Genomic DNA, 19,321 nt, shown 5'->3' with positions numbered 1-19,321 from the left:
ATTTTTCCCGCTCCCCGAATCTCTTTATCTTTAGGCCAATCAATGACTATTATGAAGATAAACAGATTTTTTGCCATGCCTGTTGTTGTTCTGGCGACACAGTTTTCATGGGCGCAGATTACGGTAGATTCCAATGAAAAGCTTAATCCCGTTATTCAAAATTTTGTTAATGAAGTAAATACGAATTCCCAATTGGAAGGAATGGCGTATGAGCTTCTCGATGGTGTAGGTCCCCGTCTTGTGGGGACTCCTGAAATGCTTGCTGCTAATGAATGGACGGCGAACAAGCTCCGTTCATGGGAAATTGATGCTGATTTACAGCAGTTCGGAACCTGGAAAGGATGGCAGAGAGGAATTACGCATGTAGATATGACCTATCCGAGAGTAAAATCTTTATCGGCAACGCAGCTGGCGTGGAGTCCTTCAACCAAAAAAGCAATAGAAGCTGAAGTGGTGATTCTTCCTAAAGTTTCTTCTAAAGCTGAGTTTGATAAATGGTTGCCTTCTGTAAAAGGAAAAATTGTTTTAATGGCTCAATATCAAAAAATCGGGCGTTCTAATGAGCAGATCAAGGAATTTGCAACACCTGAACTGTATGAAAAATTAAAAGCAGAAAAAGAAAAGGCAACCAAAGATTTCAATGATTATGTGAAAAATATAGGGTACGATAATACTACATTACCTGAAGCATTGGAAAAAGCAGGAGCTGTAGGAATTGCCATTTCCAACTGGACAGGAATTATGGGAGCCAACAGAATTTTCGGAGCTAAAACAAGTAAAATTCCAATGTTCGATATTGATGTTGAAGATTACGGATTGCTGTACAGAATGTCTGAAAATGGGGCAAAACCGAAAATTAAGGTTGATACTCAGTCAAAAGTTCTTCCTGATGCGAAAACTTTTAACACCATCGGGATGATTAAAGGAAAAGAAAAACCTAATGAATATGTTGTTCTTTCTGCTCATTTAGATTCTTGGGACGGTGCTCAGGGCGCGACAGATAATGGAACAGGTGTTTTAACAATGCTTGAAACGATGAGAATTCTTAAAAAATATTATCCTAATAATAAACGAACCATTGTTGTCGGACTTTGGGGAAGCGAAGAACAAGGCTTGAACGGTTCGCGAGGTTTTGTTGCTGATAATCCGGAAATTATCAAAGGAACTCAGGCGGTTTTCAATCAGGATAACGGAACGGGAAGAGTGGTGAACATCAGCGGACAAGGGTTTGTTAATGCTTATGATTACATCGGAAAGTGGCTGAATGCAGTACCAAAAAATATCAAAGATCAAATTAAAACTGACTTCCCTGGAATGCCGGGTGGAGGTGGTTCTGACCATGCTTCGTTTGTAGCTGCCGGTGTTCCCGGCTTTTCTTTAAGCTCTTTAAATTGGGGATATTTCGGATATACATGGCATACCACGAAAGATACTTATGATAAGATTGTTTTCGATGAAGTGAAAAGCAATGTCGTTTTAACCGCAACGCTGGCGTATATGGCTTCTGAAGATCCTGAATTTACCAACAGAGAAAAGCGTGCAATGCCTGTTGATGATAAAGGGCAGACGACGAAATGGCCTGAAGTAAGACAACCGAGAAGAGATTCTAAAGGATTTTAAATATACAGTTTTTAGGAGCTTAATCCCGCTTTCCACTGTATCTTTTTGGTTACGGGCTCCGCTTTGCTCCGCCCGCAACCAAAAAGGATGTCGTTTCAATCGGGGCTAGGGGAGTAGTCTGCCGTCATTGTGATGAACAAAGTGAAGAAGCAATCTCTTGAAATCATAGGTAACGATTGCTCGGTAAATTAAATGTGCGACTTAATCAATAAGTCGCACATTATCTTAAGTGGGTTCTACATCAAGTAAATTCCTGATTTCATTTAGTTTACTTTCTTTTACAATGTAGGTTTTACATAACTTATTGTTCATGTGCATACTTAGATCGGTCCTAAAATTTGTTTTAGTTCCAAACGCAACAGTTTTGAAAGTATATTCTGAAAAAGAGGGATAAAAGTTTGACAGGCATAAGAAGTTTCTTTTTAAAGATTTAGAAAAATCGGGGGAATTTCCATAATCATTGATAACAAACATCTTGAAAAGTTTTTTTCCTAACGTAGTTCCCCAAATTGTTTCTGTAATACTTCCAGCAATTATTACAGATGGTATTGAAAGCAAAAATGATAGAAACAAAGTTTGTTTAAAAATGAAAAGAAAAATTAAAAATAAGGGTATCATGTCGATTATTTTTGCCACTTGCCTTTGTTGATCACTATTTGGAAAATCAACTTTATAGGGTAAATAATACTCAAATTCATCATAAATACGGTTACCTTCACAATCAAAATCTTGCGTTGCTCTGCGAGTTGTTTTCTTTTCTTTTAATTCTGAGATTTTCATAATTTTTTTTACAAAATCATACTCAACTGAATTCTTTTTCTCGCTTCATCAATTTCCGTTACTCTCACCTGAACATGTTGATGTAATTTCACCACTTCATTCACATCAGACACAAAACCGTCTTTCAATTGGGAAATATGAACAAGTCCGCTTTCTTTAATTCCTAAATCTACAAAACATCCGAAAGCTGTAATATTATTTACAATTCCCGGTAAAATCATTCCAACTTTTAAGTCGGTGATCTTTTTTACGTTCGGATCGAATTCAAAAACTTTAGCTGCTTTTCTTGGATCTAATCCCGGTTTTTCAAGTTCTTTTAAAATATCTTTAATACTTAAAATTCCGATGTCTTCCGTGATGTATTTTTCAGGTTGAACCAATGCTATTTTTTCTTTATTGGCAATCAATTCATTCGTTTTTATGCCTAAATCTTTTGCCATTTTTTCGACAATTTTATAGGCTTCAGGGTGAACTGCAGAATTATCCAAAGGATTTTTAGCATTATTAATTCTTACAAAGGCAGCCGCCTGTTGGAAAGCCTTTTCACCCAGTCTCGGAACTTTTTTCAATTGTTTTCTATCTTCGAAAGCGCCGTTTTCAGTTCTGTAATTGACGATATTTTCCGCCATCTTTTCACCGATTCCGGAAACATAACTTAATAATGATTTACTCGCAGTATTTAAATTAATTCCGACAGAATTCACACACTTCATCACCGTAGAATCCAGTTCGTTTTTAAGCTGAGTCTGATCGACATCATGCTGATATTGCCCTACACCAATCGATTTAGGGTCAATTTTCACCAATTCTGCCAACGGATCTGCCAATCTTCGACCGATAGAGACCGAGCCACGAACCGTCACGTCATAACTTGGAAATTCATCCCTCGCAATTTTACTTGCCGAATACACCGAAGCTCCGGCTTCCGAAACTACAAAAACCTGTAAGGGTTTGTCGAACGCAATTTTTTTAATGAAAAACTCCGTTTCACGGCTTGCGGTTCCGTTTCCGATTGATATAGCTTCAATATTGTAAGCATTGACCATGGAACGTATCTTTTTCATTGCCATTCCGCTTTCATTTTGTGGTGCGTGAGGGTAGATGGTTTCGTTATGTAAAAGGTCTCCCTTTTCATCAAGGCATACCACTTTACAACCACTTCTGTATCCCGGATCAATCGCTAAAATTCTCTTTTCTCCCAAAGGTGGAGCCAATAATAGCTGACTCAGGTTTTCAGAGAAAATCTCGATGGCTTTTTTGTCTGCTTTTTCTTTGGCTTCCTGTAAAGTTTCATTCGAAATCGCAGGTTCTAATAATCTTTTATAACTATCTTTTATAGCTAATGAAATGTGTTCTGCTGTTTCGTTATTTGACTTGATAATCGCGTTTTCAATAAAATCAATCGCTTCCTCTTTATCAATTCCGACGTTGGTTTTTACGAAACCTTCAGATTCTGCTCTCAACATGGCTAATAATCGGTGAGAAGGCGTTCTGATCAGATTTTCTTCCCATTCGAAATATTGTGAGAATTTCTGTGCATCTTCTTCGTCTTTCTTCGCTTTTACAACCTTTGAAGTCACAACCGCTTTTCTTTGGAACAATCGGCGAAGATTTTTTCTCACATACATATTTTCGTTGATCCACTCTGCCATGATGTCTCTTGCGCCCTGCAAAGCTTCATCTTCATTCGAAACCACATCATTTATATACTTTGAAGCTAAAAATGCTAAATCCTGAACTTTCTGGCTCATAATCATTTTAGCCAAAGGTTCCAGTCCTTTTTCCTTTGCTGCATCAGCTTTGGTCTTCTTTCTTTTTTTGAAAGGTAAATATAAGTCCTCAATCTCCTGAATATCGAAACTTCCTTCAATTCTCTGTTTTAATTCCGGACTTAAAGCATTCTGCTCTTCAATAGATTTTAGAATGGACTCCTTTCTTTTAACAATTTCCTCAAACTGCTTGCTAAGCTTTGAGATTTGCTCGATCTGAATTTCATCTAAATTTCCGGTTTTATCTTTTCGGTAACGCGAAATAAAAGGAATCGTGCAGTCTTCAGCCAATAGTTCTAACGTTGCATTAATGCTTTTCTCGGATATATTGAGGGTTTGTTGTATATAATTAATGGTGTTCATTGAAATTTTTTGAAGTGCTAAAATAGTGACTATTTTAATGAAAAACACTTTCTATAAAAATAAAAATGCCCCGCAGGTAGGCGAGGCGCTAAATGTTTTCACAACGGAATAATCCTTATTGTGAATTGCTTTCGGTTTCAAAGATAGAAATTATTTTTTTATAGTAAATAGGGGAAACCGTAATTTAAATACTTTTTTTCTGCCTATTTTTAAGGCAATTTCAAAAAAACGAATAATTATGACTAAAAATATATTGGGATTAGACTTGGGGACAACATCAATAGGTTTCGCCCATATCATTGAAGGTGATTCTCCTGAGCAATCTTCTATTCAAAAAATTGGAGTTCGTGTAAATCCTTTATCAACGGATGAACAAACCAATTTCGAAAAAGGAAAGCCTGTTTCGATAAATGCGGACAGAACTTTGAAACGTGGAGCAAGGAGAAATCTTGACCGTTATCAGGATAGAAGAAAAAACTTAATTGATGCTCTATTGAAAGCTGATATCATTACTAATGATTCAATTTTGGCCGAAAATGGGAAAAATACCACACATTCTACCTATTTTTTTAGAGCAAAATCTGCTGTTGAGAAAATTGAGAAAGAAGAGTTGGCAAGAGTTTTCTTGGCAATTAATAAAAAACGTGGCTACAAAAGCAGTCGTAAGGCTAAAAATGAAGATGAAGGGCAAATTATTGATGGAATGGCGGTTGCTAAAAGATTATACGATGAAAATCTTACGCCTGGTCAATTGGCATATCAACTATTAAAAGATGGAAAAAAATATCTGCCAGATTTTTACCGCTCAGACTTACAGTCGGAATTTGATAAAGTCTGGAATTTTCAGAAGAAGTTTTATCCCGAAATTCTGACTGATGAGTTTTATAAAGAATTGAAAGGGAAAGGTCAACGTTCTACATCTGCAATGTTTTGGGCAAAATATAAATTCAATACAGCGGATAATAAAGCAAAATCTAGAGAAGAAAAAAAGCTGCAGGCTTATCAATGGAGAAATGATGCTGTTTTCAAACAACTGGAAAAAGAGGAAGTAGCCTTTGTAATTACAGAAATCAATAATAATTTAAATAACTCCAGTGGATATTTGGGTGCAATAAGTGATCGAAGTAAAGAACTGTATTTTAATAATCAGACGGTTGGACAATATTTATATCAACAATTAAAAGAAAATCTGCATACGAGATTAAAAAATCAGGTTTTTTATCGTCAAGATTATTTGGACGAATTTGAAAAAATATGGGAAACACAAGCAAAATTTCACTCTGAATTAACGGAGAAATTAAAAACTGAAATTAGGGATATCATAATTTTTTATCAAAGAAAACTAAAGTCTCAAAAGGGGCTGTTGAGTTTTTGCGAATTTGAAAGCCAAGAAAAAATTATCAACAAACATAAGAAAACGATAGGATTAAAAGTTGCTCCAAAATCTTCGCCTTTATTTCAGGAGTTTAAAATTTGGCAGGTGCTAAATAATGTTTTGGTTAGAAAAAAGGGAAGTAAAAAAAGTAGCTTGAGGAAAGATTCTACAGTAGCATTATTTGATGATGACTTAGAAGTTTTTGTTTTTGATTTAGAAACCAAACAAAAATTGTTTGACGAGTTAAATATTAAAGGAAATCTCAAATCAACGAAAATTATAGAACTTTTAGGCTATAAATCGACTGATTGGGAAATGAATTATTCTGAATTAGAAGGTAACGGAACGAATAAAACATTGTTTGATGCGTATCTGAAAATTTTAGAATTGGAAGGATATGATGAAGATTTATTAAAACTTAAAGGAAAAGACGATATTGATGTTTCTGAATTGAAAGTGCCGGTTTCCGAAATTAAAGATATGGTGAAACGTATTTTTGCTGTTTTAGGAATCAATATCGAAATTTTAGAATTCGATGCAGAGTTAGATGGGAAAGACTTTGAAAAACAAGCTTCTTATCAGCTTTGGCATTTGTTATATTCTTATCAGGAAGATGATTCTAAAACTGGAAATGACACTTTGTTCAGACTTTTGGAGGAAAAATTTGGCTTCAAAAAAGAGCATTCGAAGATCTTAGCAAATGTTGCTTTCTCTGACGATTATGGGAGTCTAAGTACAAAAGCAATGCGGAAAATTTATCCGTATATCAAAGAGCTTTCTTATGATAAAGCTTGTTTACAGGCTGGTTATAAACATTCCGCTTTGTCTTTGACCAAAGAAGAAATTGCTACTCGACCATTAAAAGACCGATTGGAATTACTCAAGAAAAATAGCTTAAGAAATCCCGTTGTTGAAAAAATTCTGAATCAATTGGTGAATGTCATCAATACGATTATTGAATCCAATAGTAAAAAAGACGAGGAAGGAAATATTACGGAATATTTCAAGTTTGATGAAATACGTATTGAACTAGCGCGTGAATTAAAAAAGAACGCCAAAGAAAGAGCGGAGATGACGATCAATATTAATGCTTCAAAAATTGAGAATGATAAAATAAGAGATATCATTAAAAAAGATTTTCCACACGTTAAAAATCCTAGTAAAAATGATATCGTTAGATATAGATTATATCAAGAGTTATCTTTTAATGCTTATAAGGATCTATACACTGATGAAAAAATAAATTATGAAAAATTATATAGTAAAGATTATGATATTGACCATATAATCCCGCAATCAAAGATGTTTGATGATAGTTTCTCTAATAAAGTTTTGGTACCAAGATTCGCAAACTTAGAAAAAGGAAATAAAACAAGTAATGATTATATGCTTAATAAATCTGAGGAAAGTTTTGAAAAATATATTTCTATTGTTGAAGCTTTATTTAAAGAGAAAAAAATAAACAAAGCAAAATATCAAAAACTACTAAAGCGAGAGTCAGAAATAGGAGATGGGTTTATCGATAGAGATTTGCGTGACAGTCAATATATTGCAAAGAAAGCAAGAAATCTTTTATATGAAATTTGCAGAGTTGTAACGCCAACAACCGGAAGTGTGACTGATAGATTGCGTCAAGATTGGGACTTAATCAACATTATGCAGGAGCTTAATTTTGATAAATTTAAAGCATTAGGATTAACTGAGAAAGTAGAGAAAAAAGATGGAAGTTTCAAAGAAAGAATTGTGGATTGGAGCAAAAGAAACGACCATCGTCACCACGCAATGGACGCTTTAACAGTAGCTTTTACTAAACAAAGTCATATTCAATTTCTTAATTTCCTGAATGCACGAAAAGACGAGAGCCATAGAGAACATCAGGTAATAATTGGAATCGAAAATAAAGAAACTACGTGGAAATACGATGAAGATGGAAATAAGAAAAGGGTATTTAATTTACCAATTCCGAATTTCAGGGCACAGGCCAAAGAACATTTGGAGAATATTTTAGTTTCTCACAAAGCCAAGAACAAGGTTGTGACCAAAAATAAAAATAAAACCAAATCTGAAAGCGGAGAAAAGACAAAAATAGAATTGACTCCGAGAGGACAGTTGCATAAAGAAACCATTTACGGAAAATATCAATATTACGTTAATAAAGACGAAAAAGTAAGTGCGAAATTTGATGAGGTTACAATTAATAAGGTCGCTAATCCAATTTATAAAAAACTCTTACTCCAAAGACTTCTCGAAAACTCGAACGACCCAAAAAAAGCATTCACAGGTAAAAATATTTTGAGTAAAAATCCAATATATCTGAATGGTGAAAAAACGCAAACTTTACCAGAAGTAATCAAATTAACTTGGCTTGAAGATGATTTTTCTATCAGGAAAGATATCAGTCCAGACAATTTTAAAGATTTAAAAACGATTGATAAAATTTTAGATGAAGGAGTTAAACGGATTCTAAAAAAAAGATTGAAAGAATATAATGATGATCCAAAAAAAGCATTCTCAGATTTAGATAAAAATCCAATTTGGCTTAATGAAGAAAAGGGTATTTCCATTAAAAGAGTAACTATTTCCGGTGTTAAAAATGCCGAGTTTTTACATTACAAAAAAGATCATTTCGGAAATGAAATTTTAGATAATAATGGGAATAAAATCTCTGTTGATTTTGTCAGTACGGGAAATAATCATCACGTGGCTATTTACAGAGATGAAAAAGGAAATCTTCAGGAAAGGGTAGTGTCTCTGTTTGATGCTGTTCAATTAGTGAATGCTGGTGAACCTGTTATTAATAAGGAGTACAACCAAGGTTTGGGTTGGAAGTTTTTATTCACCATGAAACAAAATGAATATTTTATTTTTCCTAATGAAAAAACGGAATTTAATCCTAAGGAAATTGATCTATTAGACCAAAAAAATAAAAAGAAAATTAGTCCAAATTTATTTAGAGTTCAAAAGATTGCAAGTAAAAATTATTTTTTTAGACATCACTTAGAAACAACGGTGGAGGAGAAAAAAGAATTGAACGGAATTGCGTATAAGCCTCAATTAGGATTGAATGCGATTCAGAATATCGTGAAAGTACGTCTTAATCATTTAGGAGATATTGTAAAAATTGGAGAATATTAAAATTTAGTTTTATGATCACCCGTTCCATCTACATCGGCAATCCGGCTTATCTTAAACTCAAAGATGAGCAGATGAAAATACTCTGTCCGGAAACGAAAACAGAAAAGGGGAGTGTACCTGTGGAAGATTTGGGGCTGCTGATGCTGGATCATTTTCAGATTACGATTTCACATCACCTGATTCAGAAGATGATGGGGAATAATGTGGTAGTGATCAGTTGTGACCCTCATCATTTACCCCATGGAATCATGTTGCCTTTATATGGACATTCAGAACATTCGGACCGGGTAAAGGATCAGCTGGAAGCCAGTGAGCCTTTGAAAAAACAGCTTTGGAAACAGACGGTGGAATGCAAAATTGAAAATCAAAAAAATCTACTGATGAGGTTAGGGAATTATTATGAGCCAATGCTCGACTATCAAAGCAATGTAAAAAGTGGTGATATCACCAATATGGAAGGTATTGCCGCACAGCATTATTGGAAATATTTGATCAGTTTAGATTTTCTCAGACAGCGTTTTGGGGATTCGCCCAACCCCTTTTTTAACTTTGGATATGCGGTTTTGAGAAGCATTGTCGCAAGGGCGATTGTAGAAACAGGTCTGCTGCCAGTACTTGGAATTTTCCATAAGAATAAATACAACCCTTATTGCCTTGCCGATGATCTTATGGAACCTTACCGGCCTTTTATTGATCTGCTGGTGATGCAATGGCTGGAGAAATATCCTGAATCTGAGGAGCTGAATAAAGAGTTCAAAGCTCATATTTTACAGATCGCCACTAAAGATGTGAGAATTGACGGTAAAACGAGACCTCTTCTGGTCGCGGTAAAAACGACGGTAACTTCCCTGTATAAATGCTATACCGGTGAAAAAAGGTTACTGTCTTATCCCGAATTATTATGAATGCCGAAAGGTTTAATGCCTACCGAATTATGTGGGTTTTAGTATTATATGACTTGCCAACCGAAACCAAGGCCAATATGAAGGATGCCAACCGATTCAGGAAAGGTCTGATTGATGACGGATTTACCTTATTTCAGTTTTCAATGTATGTGAGACACTGTCCGAGCCGTGAAAATGCAGAAGTGCATATTAAAAGAGTGAAGTTTATGCTTCCTAAAGCGGGTAAAGTGGCCATTATGTGTATCACAGACAAGCAGTTTGGAGATATTGAAATCTTCTTTGCCAGAAATAAAGAAGAGCCGCCACCAACGTTCCAACAGCTTGAATTATTCTAAATTTTACATCCTAAAAACAAAAATAATCTACTGGAATTCAGTAGATTGTTTTTTGAGGTTGTGTGTTACCACGAAGATAACAAAATTTGAAAGCAATTCACAACGCGGCTGTAGCCTTGCGGAAGAAATACAGCGTTGTGTGTTACCACGAAGATAACAAAATTTGAAAGCAATTCACAACACATTATGGCAAACACCTCCAGAGAACATTGTTGTGTGTTACCACGAAGATAACAAAATTTGAAAGCAATTCACAACACCGGAACCATCTTGATACTCTAATTTGAAGTTGTGTGTTACCACGAAGATAACAAAATTTGAAAGCAATTCACAACGCCCTCGTCTGCCTGCTCGTCCGAATCGTCGTTGTGTGTTACCACGAAGATAACAAAATTTGAAAGCAATTCACAACCATTGAATCGATTTATAAGATTTCGGGAGCGTTGTGTGTTACCACGAAGATAACAAAATTTGAAAGCAATTCACAACATCATCGACCAACGAACCAAGACCCGACGCGTTGTGTGTTACCACGAAGATAACAAAATTTGAAAGCAATTCACAACACCAACGTTTGCAGCCGGGAGGAAGGGGACCACGAAGATAACAAAATTTGAAAGCAATTCACAACAGGCTGGTAAAGTTGGATTCCCAGAAGTTGGTTGTGTGTTACCACGAAGATAACAAAATTTGAAAGCAATTCACAACGGAGGACTCGCCACGGTGCACACGCTGGCGGTTGTGTGTTACCACGAAGATAACAAAATTTGAAAGCAATTCACAACAATATCACTTCCATTTCCGTTTGAAACCGTGTTGTGTGTTACCACGAAGATAACAAAATTTGAAAGCAATTCACAACGGTTTAGTGTACGGAGCTGGCGAAGTATCGGTTGTGTGTTACCACGAAGATAACAAAATTTGAAAGCAATTCACAACAATGCGGTATGAATGTTATTAATCCCCGCTGTTGTGTGTTACCACGAAGATAACAAAATTTGAAAGCAATTCACAACCCTGAGCGTAAAAATCTCTCGACTTGAAAGGTTGTGTGTTACCACGAAGATAACAAAATTTGAAAGCAATTCACAACCCCGTGTCGGGAATCGTGAACGATATATTAGTTGTGTGTTACCACGAAGATAACAAAATTTGAAAGCAATTCACAACCGTCATGTATTGCGTTGTAAACGTTTCGGTGTTGTGTGTTACCACGAAGATAACAAAATTTGAAAGCAATTCACAACTGTTGTACCCATTAGGAAAAGTTTTTATTTGTTGTGTGTTACCACGAAGATAACAAAATTTGAAAGCAATTCACAACAGCGACGGAGTTCGGATTGCTCAATCCCGTGTTGTGTGTTACCACGAAGATAACAAAATTTGAAAGCAATTCACAACATAATATAAGATTTGATATTGAATCGGGAAGTTGTGTGTTACCACGAAGATAACAAAATTTGAAAGCAATTCACAACCACCTGTGCATTACCTAAAGCTTGCGCCTTGTTGTGTGTTACCACGAAGATAACAAAATTTGAAAGCAATTCACAACCCCTGGCATCTTCTATAACATCTAGAGCAGGTTGTGTGTTACCACGAAGATAACAAAATTTGAAAGCAATTCACAACTATGGAACTGTCCCCGCGCGCTTCTGCTAAGTTGTGTGTTACCACGAAGATAACAAAATTTGAAAGCAATTCACAACAATGCTCCCCCTGCATTATTCATCCTTCATGTTGTGTGTTACCACGAAGATAACAAAATTTGAAAGCAATTCACAACTAATTTGGATGGGGAGGGTGATGTTGTTGGGTTGTGTGTTACCACGAAGATAACAAAATTTGAAAGCAATTCACAACACCGCCGTTCGCTTTTTTATATTCCGCCGTGTTGTGTGTTACCACGAAGATAACAAAATTTGAAAGCAATTCACAACTGATTAAGTAATTGTAATGTTGCCGAATTCGTTGTGTGTTACCACGAAGATAACAAAATTTGAAAGCAATTCACAACGTCGAGCTCTCCCGAGAAATCAGTAATATAGTTGTGTGTTACCACGAAGATAACAAAATTTGAAAGCAATTCACAACAGGTTTATATCTTGATAATGTTGAAGGCGGGTTGTGTGTTACCACGAAGATAACAAAATTTGAAAGCAATTCACAACATTATCTAAACGGGGTTGTTATTGCGATTAGTTGTGTGTTACCACGAAGATAACAAAATTTGAAAGCAATTCACAACGCAGCGTTGAAGATGTGTTCTTTATTCATAGTTGTGTGTTACCACGAAGATAACAAAATTTGAAAGCAATTCACAACAACGAAATTAAAAGGCTTGAAGTTGTTCAAGTTGTGTGTTACCACGAAGATAACAAAATTTGAAAGCAATTCACAACCTTCGGCCTTCCAGTCTTCAATCTTTATTGGTTGTGTGTTACCACGAAGATAACAAAATTTGAAAGCAATTCACAACTTCAACCTCGTTTGTTGCACCGTCAATTTGGTTGTGTGTTACCACGAAGATAACAAAATTTGAAAGCAATTCACAACTAATGAAACAGTATCGTAGGCAGAGACATCGTTGTGTGTTACCACGAAGATAACAAAATTTGAAAGCAATTCACAACACTGTAGCCGCGTATCTATGCAGCGCTGGAGTTGTGTGTTACCACGAAGATAACAAAATTTGAAAGCAATTCACAACCTGTAACCTATTTGTAGAGTTATCCTGCCGGTTGTGTGTTACCACGAAGATAACAAAATTTGAAAGCAATTCACAACCTGTGCGTCGAAATCCATTTCAACTTCGTCGTTGTGTGTTACCACGAAGATAACAAAATTTGAAAGCAATTCACAACTATCAATATAACCCTTACGCGATTCGTTTAGTTGTGTGTTACCACGAAGATAACAAAATTTGAAAGCAATTCACAACTTTGTAGGCGTTTCAATGATGGATTTGGTAGTTGTGTGTTACCACGAAGATAACAAAATTTGAAAGCAATTCACAACGTGCCAGCAGCCCCATATATAACCGCATTTGTTGTGTGTTACCACGAAGATAACAAAATTTGAAAGCAATTCACAACTTGTACCGGAACTTTCTTTTCTTCGTCTTTGTTGTGTGTTACCACGAAGATAACAAAATTTGAAAGCAATTCACAACTACAATAGACGATGTAAGCGACGAGAATTAGTTGTGTGTTACCACGAAGATAACAAAATTTGAAAGCAATTCACAACAGTCTTGCAGTTTTGCGTTAATCTGTATGCGTTGTGTGTTACCACGAAGATAACAAAATTTGAAAGCAATTCACAACGATTAAGCCTTGCAACTGCATTAAAGGCGAGTTGTGTGTTACCACGAAGATAACAAAATTTGAAAGCAATTCACAACTTATTAAGCCAGTCAACTTTTTTTCTCTCTGTTGTGTGTTACCACGAAGATAACAAAATTTGAAAGCAATTCACAACTTCGAGGTATTTCTTTGCAATAGGGTGGTCGTTGTGTGTTACCACGAAGATAACAAAATTTGAAAGCAATTCACAACAATCCATGTACTCAACATTTCCGGCAGCTAGTTGTGTGTTACCACGAAGATAACAAAATTTGAAAGCAATTCACAACCCGACGGCAAAGCAGATATAAGGTCTTTTAGTTGTGTGTTACCACGAAGATAACAAAATTTGAAAGCAATTCACAACAAGGAAGTCCAACTTACAGAATTTTAACCGGTTGTGTGTTACCACGAAGATAACAAAATTTGAAAGCAATTCACAACACCTCCATATTTTTTAAGAACAATTTCTACGTTGTGTGTTACCACGAAGATAACAAAATTTGAAAGCAATTCACAACTTATTAGAATTTCTTACCAAATACATTTTAGTTGTGTGTTACCACGAAGATAACAAAATTTGAAAGCAATTCACAACAGGAAACTATAAAGGGCAAGTAGAAAAAGGGTTGTGTGTTACCACGAAGATAACAAAATTTGAAAGCAATTCACAACAGGCTGAGTGCTATCCCATGATAGATACTTGTTGTGTGTTACCACGAAGATAACAAAATTTGAAAGCAATTCACAACAGTTTCTTCAAAGCTTTCAAAGGTTTCTAAGTTGTGTGTTACCACGAAGATAACAAAATTTGAAAGCAATTCACAACTATAATGCAATGCTCCTTGACCTGCTTGATGTTGTGTGTTACCACGAAGATAACAAAATTTGAAAGCAATTCACAACTATTCTGCTCAGCTATTGTTTTTTTGTAGCGTTGTGTGTTACCACGAAGATAACAAAATTTGAAAGCAATTCACAACGACGAGTACAGTATAAAAAAATAATTGAAAGTTGTTTGTTACCACGAAGATAACAAAATTTGGAAATAATCAGGTGTTGGTTCAGACGAAAAAACAGCTGAACAGTGGGTTTTTATTCTAAAAATAATATATTTAAACAAAAATAGGATCAATGTCTAAGTCAGCACTAAAAAAAGAACTTTCCAAGCTCACTAAAGAAGTCTTAATACAGCAAATTCTTGATTTGTATGAAAAGAATACCTATGTTAAAGAATTTTATGGTATTTATTTTAATTCTACTAATGAGAATGAACTGATAAAAAAATATAAAAAAGTGATCCGCAACGAATTCAACGTAGAAAATCCGATGCGCAGTGGAGAAAAATTTTCAGTGGCTAAAAAGGCGATTTCAGAATTTAAAAGCATAAATCCAAGTTCCATGGGGTTAGCCGATGTGATGCTTTATTTACCTGAAAGCGCCTGTCAACTCACTGCTTTATATGGAGATTATTCCAGGTCTTTTTACAATTCAGCCGCTAGGAATTATCAGATAGCGCTGGTATTTATGAGTAAACATGATCTGCTTGATCATTTTCAGGAAAGAGCGCTTCAGTGTGTCAAATGGTCCTCTCCATGCGGATACGGTTTTGCTGACGATATTGAGCAACTTTATAATGAATTTTACTCTTAAGGGCTTCAGGAAATGATAAGTTTTACTATATTTGGTCTTAATCCCTACAGATAGACTTATTTTTGAATTTCTTGATCTATGGTAAGAGCATCGAAAAAGCCTTTTTATACTTTTGACCTGTCAAATAAAAGCAGAGGGATCAGAGAAGAATTTAATTTATATTTAAATAATTAATTTTTTAACAATTAAATAATATGAAAAAACTGAGTGTAATTGCATTGGTAGCTGTAGGTTTATTGGCAGCATCTTGTAACAAGGAAAAAGCGGCAGACAGCGCTGCTACAAACTCTGAGCAAACCGTTGCTGAAGGAAAAGGTGAAGTTTTACCGGTAGATGCTGCAACTTCTGTAGTAAACTGGAAAGCGTTCCATAAAGGAGGTTTTGCTCCACGTTGGGGAACAATCACTGTAAAATCCGGAGACTTAAACGTTGAAAACGGACAGGTTGCTGCAGGAAGCTTCGTTATCGATATGGCTTCTATTAAAGTAGATCCTGCATCAGTAACTGAAAAAGATAAAAAACCGGCTGATCTTGAAACTCACCTTAAGAGTGCTGATTTCTTTGATGTAACTAAAAACCCAACTTCAGAGTTCAAAATTACAAGTGTTGCAGATCTTGCTGAAGCACCGAAAGAGGGAGCTATTGAAGGCGCAAACAAAACCGTAAGCGGAAACCTTACTTTATCCGGAAAAACAGTTAACGTAACTTTCCCTGCAAAAGTGGACGTTGCTGAAGGTTCAGCTTCTGTACAGGCTAAGTTCACCGTGAACAGAGCAGACTGGGGTATTAAATTCGGTACTTCTGAAGCAGATCCTGCAGAATGGGGAATCAGCAAAGACATCGAAATCGCTGTTGATGTAAAAGCTAAAAAATAATTGTTAGATTTATTTTAAATCTTAGGTGCTGCTTTCTTCGGAAAGCAGCTTTTTTGTTTTCTCAATTCATCTTTTTAGGGTACAAACACAAATCCCAATACGTCACCTCGAGTAACGCAGCAAAGCGAAGTGTATTGAGAAGTTGGTGTTAAGAGAATCTTTACGTTCTTTTCATGGCTTTAAAAATGTTCATCGTAATATTATAAAGACTTTAATTTATTTGCTGGTTAGAAGCGGCTGCCGAAAGAAGTGCTACGTTTTGTAGGCAAAGAAGATGCAGTTCCGTATTTATTATGGTATGCAATACTTGCTTCGAGGGTGTGAATGTAGATTTAAATTTAATCTTTATGTGAAAGTTTTTTTTAACAAGTAAATAAATCTATAAGAATAATACTTTCTGATAAAATTATTATATAAAATCATAATTAAATATATTAATTACGGTTTCCCTTAAGTGAACACCAAAACATTTTAATATCTTTGATTTTAGTATGTGCAATCGATTTTACTTTGATGTCAAATTGCATAGGCATTAATAAAATAACTATGAATTAAAAATTATGAAAGATCTAAATCTGCTCATAGAAAAGATTGTGAAATTTAGAGATGAAAGAGACTGGGATCAATTTCATAATTCTAAAGATCTTGCTCTTGCTTTATCTATCGAATCATCTGAACTCCTTGAGTTGTTTTTGTGGAAAAATAATGAAGATTTTAAGCTGGATAGGCTTAAAGAAGAGCTTGCGGATGTATTAATGTACGCCTTACTTTTAGCACATAAACATAATCTGAATATTACTGAAATCATTCAGGAAAAGATGGATAAGAATGCAGAAAAATACCCGGTTGATAAATCAAAAGGGAATGCAACTAAGTATAATGAATTGTAGTGTCAGTTTTTAATAATGAGTTTTTCTATACAACAATACCCTTTTGACAATAATCTGGAATCGGAAATCATTGAGAATCATCATCAATTTCTTAATTGGCCATTGGTTTATTTTTTAGAGGAAAATACAACTAAAGAAGCCTATGTAGGTGAAACGACAGATGTTCTTAACAGATTAAAAACACATTCAAAAATTGAAAAAAAGCAAAGATTAGGGACTGTTAATTTAATTTTAAGCGATAAGTTCAATAAATCTGCGACTTTAGATATTGAATCAAATCTTATTAAATATATTTCTGCGGATGGAATGTATTCTTTACAGAATGGAAATCTAGGGATTTCTAATCATCAGTTTTACCAGAAAAAAGAAGTGTATTGGGAACAGTTCAAAGATATTTGGACTGAACTAAGGAGTTTAGGGATTGCCAGACATTCTCTTGATGATATTGATAACTCTGATTTATTTAAATATTCTCCTTATAAGTCGTTATCTAGAGAACAAATTTCAGGACTCAAAATGATTTTGCAATGTCTTCTTGATGATCAGGCAAAAGTGAGTTTAATTGAAGGGGGTGCCGGAACCGGAAAATCTATCCTTGCTATTTTTCTTTTTAAGCTGTTAAAAACCGACATAAGTGATTTTAATTATTCAGATTTTGATGAAAAAGATGGTGAGTTGTTTAAAATTCTGGAGAGGGTGAAAGCGAAATATGGCGATTTAAATATAGCTTTGGTTATACCAATGGCCTCTTTTCGAAAAACAATTTCCAATGTTTTCAAAAACATTAAAGGATTATCCCAGAAGATGGTAATCGGACCTTCAGAAATAACTAAACAAAAATATGATTTACTCATTGTAGATGAGGGGCACCGTCTGCGAAGAAGAGTAAATCTCGGTTCTTATTTTGGAACTTTTGATAAAAACAGTGAGCTTTTAGGTTTAGATAAAATGACGACCTCTGAATTAGATTGGGTTCAGATCCAGAGCGAAAAATCAATTATTTTTTATGACCAATTTCAATCAATAAAACCCTCTGATGTAACTCGTGATCGTTTTTATGCTTTGAAGCAATTGACAAGTACAAGAAATGACAAGTTAAGTACACAGTTTAGAGTAAAAGGAGGTAATCAATATGTAAAATTGATTCATCAAATGTTTGATAAACCCAGTTTTATCCGACAGCAGCAACATAACATAGGGTTCTATGATCTGAAGTTATTTGATGATTTAAATGAAATGGTCAAACAAATTCATTTAAAGGAAAAAAAAATAGGATTATCCCGAATGGTAGCTGGGTTCGCATGGGAATGGATCTCTAAAAATGATAAATCAAGATTTGATATTGTGATCGATGATACCTCATTACAATGGAACAGTATCGTGACAGATTGGGTTAATTCACCCAATGCAATCAACGAGGTGGGATGTATTCATACAACACAGGGTTATGACCTGAATTACACAGGAGTTATTATCGGACCTGAATTAGATTATGATTTTAGAACCAATGAATTAATCGTTTATAAGGAAAATTATAAAGACAAAAACGGTAAAAACTCAATAAAAGACCCAAAAGTTTTATTGGATTATGTAATCAATATTTACAAAACAATACTCCTCAGAGGAATTGAAGGAACATACATCTATGTCTGCAATCCAAATTTAAGAAAATACTTTTCACAGATTATCCCGCTATTTGGCAATTCTAAAAATGAGACAAAAGTCCATACTATAGTTGATACTCCAAATGAATTTACAGTTCCTTATTATGATCTTGAGATTGCAGCAGGTCAGTTTTCAGATTTGCAATCAGTAGAAGAAGTTAAATATATTGAATTACAAAATATTACTGATCATGCAGACTATTTTGTCTGCAAAGTAGTAGGGGAATCAATGAACAAAGTTATTCCCAATGAGAGCTTATGTCTGTTCAGGAAATATTCGGGAGGGAGCCGTAATGGATTGATAACCTTAGTTGAAGGAAGTGAAATTTTTGACAGTGAAACAGGAGCGAATTATACCATAAAGGAATATTCCAGTAAAAAAGTAACGGATGATGAAGGATGGCACCATGAAGAAATTACCTTGAAGCCTTTGTCGACAAAACCTTTTGAATCTATTGTGTTGAGGGATGAGGAGACGATGACTTTTAAGGTGATTGGGGTGTTTGAGAAGGTATTATATGTCTAGAAAATATCATTTTTTTAGTGCTATTTATAGCTATTCAGAAAATGATAGTGTACAAATTTAAGAAAATAAGAGTTACAAAGAATTATT

General features: G+C 34.9%; 10 protein-coding genes and 1 CRISPR repeat array. Of the genes, 8 read left to right on the top strand and 2 right to left on the bottom strand.

The features are described from left to right. Positions 1-51 precede the first annotated feature (51 nt). Positions 52-1,620: a M20/M25/M40 family metallo-hydrolase gene (locus VUJ46_RS05200; RefSeq protein ID WP_326983939.1), complete on the top strand. Its 1,569-nt coding sequence runs from the start codon at positions 52-54 to the stop codon at positions 1,618-1,620. Positions 1,621-1,845: 225 nt separating this feature from the next. Here VUJ46_RS05200 and VUJ46_RS05195 read toward each other — a convergent pair whose 3' ends face one another. Together VUJ46_RS05195 and VUJ46_RS05190 are read right to left on the bottom strand one after the other, a co-directional pair. Further along, positions 1,846-2,400: an RDD family protein gene (locus VUJ46_RS05195; protein WP_326983938.1), complete on the bottom strand. Its 555-nt coding sequence runs from the start codon at positions 2,398-2,400 to the stop codon at positions 1,846-1,848. 8 nt (positions 2,401-2,408) lie between these two features. Continuing rightward, on the bottom strand, positions 2,409-4,532 hold the full coding sequence (locus tag VUJ46_RS05190; RefSeq protein ID WP_326983937.1) for a Tex family protein: 2,124 nt from the start codon (positions 4,530-4,532) through the stop codon (positions 2,409-2,411). Positions 4,533-4,770: 238 nt separating this feature from the next. On the opposite strand from VUJ46_RS05190, the gene cas9 reads away from it, so the two are divergent. From cas9 to VUJ46_RS05155, 7 genes are all read left to right on the top strand, one after another. Continuing rightward, positions 4,771-9,042 carry a type II CRISPR RNA-guided endonuclease Cas9 gene (gene cas9 / locus VUJ46_RS05185; protein WP_326983936.1) on the top strand — a complete coding sequence of 1,424 codons (4,272 nt, stop codon included), beginning with the start codon at positions 4,771-4,773 and terminating at the stop codon, positions 9,040-9,042. 11 nt (positions 9,043-9,053) lie between these two features. Further along, on the top strand, positions 9,054-9,947 hold the full coding sequence (cas1, locus tag VUJ46_RS05180; RefSeq protein WP_326983935.1) for a type II CRISPR-associated endonuclease Cas1: 894 nt from the start codon (positions 9,054-9,056) through the stop codon (positions 9,945-9,947). Continuing rightward, positions 9,944-10,282 carry a CRISPR-associated endonuclease Cas2 gene (cas2, locus tag VUJ46_RS05175; RefSeq protein ID WP_267402818.1) on the top strand — a complete coding sequence of 113 codons (339 nt, stop codon included), beginning with the start codon at positions 9,944-9,946 and terminating at the stop codon, positions 10,280-10,282. The genes cas1 and cas2 overlap by 4 nt, the downstream gene beginning before the upstream one ends. A 57-nt stretch (positions 10,283-10,339) precedes the next feature. After that, positions 10,340-14,609: a CRISPR direct-repeat array (repeat unit 47 nt; unit sequence GTTGTGTGTTACCACGAAGATAACAAAATTTGAAAGCAATTCACAAC). A gap of 151 nt (positions 14,610-14,760) precedes the next feature. Continuing rightward, entirely contained in the window at positions 14,761-15,279 is a 519-nt protein-coding gene (locus VUJ46_RS05170; protein WP_326983934.1) for a DUF6155 family protein, read from the top strand. A gap of 194 nt (positions 15,280-15,473) precedes the next feature. Continuing rightward, positions 15,474-16,154: a YceI family protein gene (locus VUJ46_RS05165; protein ID WP_326983933.1), complete on the top strand. Its 681-nt coding sequence runs from the start codon at positions 15,474-15,476 to the stop codon at positions 16,152-16,154. 560 nt (positions 16,155-16,714) lie between these two features. After that, positions 16,715-17,044 carry a nucleotide pyrophosphohydrolase gene (locus VUJ46_RS05160; protein ID WP_326983932.1) on the top strand — a complete coding sequence of 110 codons (330 nt, stop codon included), beginning with the start codon at positions 16,715-16,717 and terminating at the stop codon, positions 17,042-17,044. Between the two features lie 15 nt (positions 17,045-17,059). Next, on the top strand, positions 17,060-19,234 hold the full coding sequence (locus VUJ46_RS05155) for a DNA/RNA helicase domain-containing protein (RefSeq protein ID WP_326983931.1): 2,175 nt from the start codon (positions 17,060-17,062) through the stop codon (positions 19,232-19,234). Positions 19,235-19,321 lie beyond the last annotated feature (87 nt).

It is taken from the genome of Chryseobacterium sp. MYb264 (assembly GCF_035974275.1).
In the GTDB taxonomy this organism is placed as follows: Bacteria; Bacteroidota; Bacteroidia; order Flavobacteriales; family Weeksellaceae; genus Chryseobacterium.
This window is presented reverse-complemented; position numbering and strand designations above follow the sequence as displayed.

Bases quoted from the DNA above. Each gene is read 5' to 3' on its own strand.
- cas1 (WP_326983935.1), top strand. From the start codon at position 9,054: ATGATCACCCGTTCCATCTACATCGGCAATCCGGCTTATCTTAAACTC.
- cas2 (WP_267402818.1), top strand. From the start codon at position 9,944: ATGAATGCCGAAAGGTTTAATGCCTACCGAATTATGTGGGTTTTAGTA.
- VUJ46_RS05190 (WP_326983937.1), bottom strand. From the start codon at position 4,532: ATGAACACCATTAATTATATACAACAAACCCTCAATATATCCGAGAAA.
- VUJ46_RS05160 (WP_326983932.1), top strand. From the start codon at position 16,715: ATGAAAGATCTAAATCTGCTCATAGAAAAGATTGTGAAATTTAGAGAT.
- VUJ46_RS05155 (WP_326983931.1), top strand. From the start codon at position 17,060: ATGAGTTTTTCTATACAACAATACCCTTTTGACAATAATCTGGAATCG.
- VUJ46_RS05200 (WP_326983939.1), top strand. From the start codon at position 52: ATGAAGATAAACAGATTTTTTGCCATGCCTGTTGTTGTTCTGGCGACA.
- VUJ46_RS05195 (WP_326983938.1), bottom strand. From the start codon at position 2,400: ATGAAAATCTCAGAATTAAAAGAAAAGAAAACAACTCGCAGAGCAACG.
- cas9 (WP_326983936.1), top strand. From the start codon at position 4,771: ATGACTAAAAATATATTGGGATTAGACTTGGGGACAACATCAATAGGT.
- VUJ46_RS05170 (WP_326983934.1), top strand. From the start codon at position 14,761: ATGTCTAAGTCAGCACTAAAAAAAGAACTTTCCAAGCTCACTAAAGAA.
- VUJ46_RS05165 (WP_326983933.1), top strand. From the start codon at position 15,474: ATGAAAAAACTGAGTGTAATTGCATTGGTAGCTGTAGGTTTATTGGCA.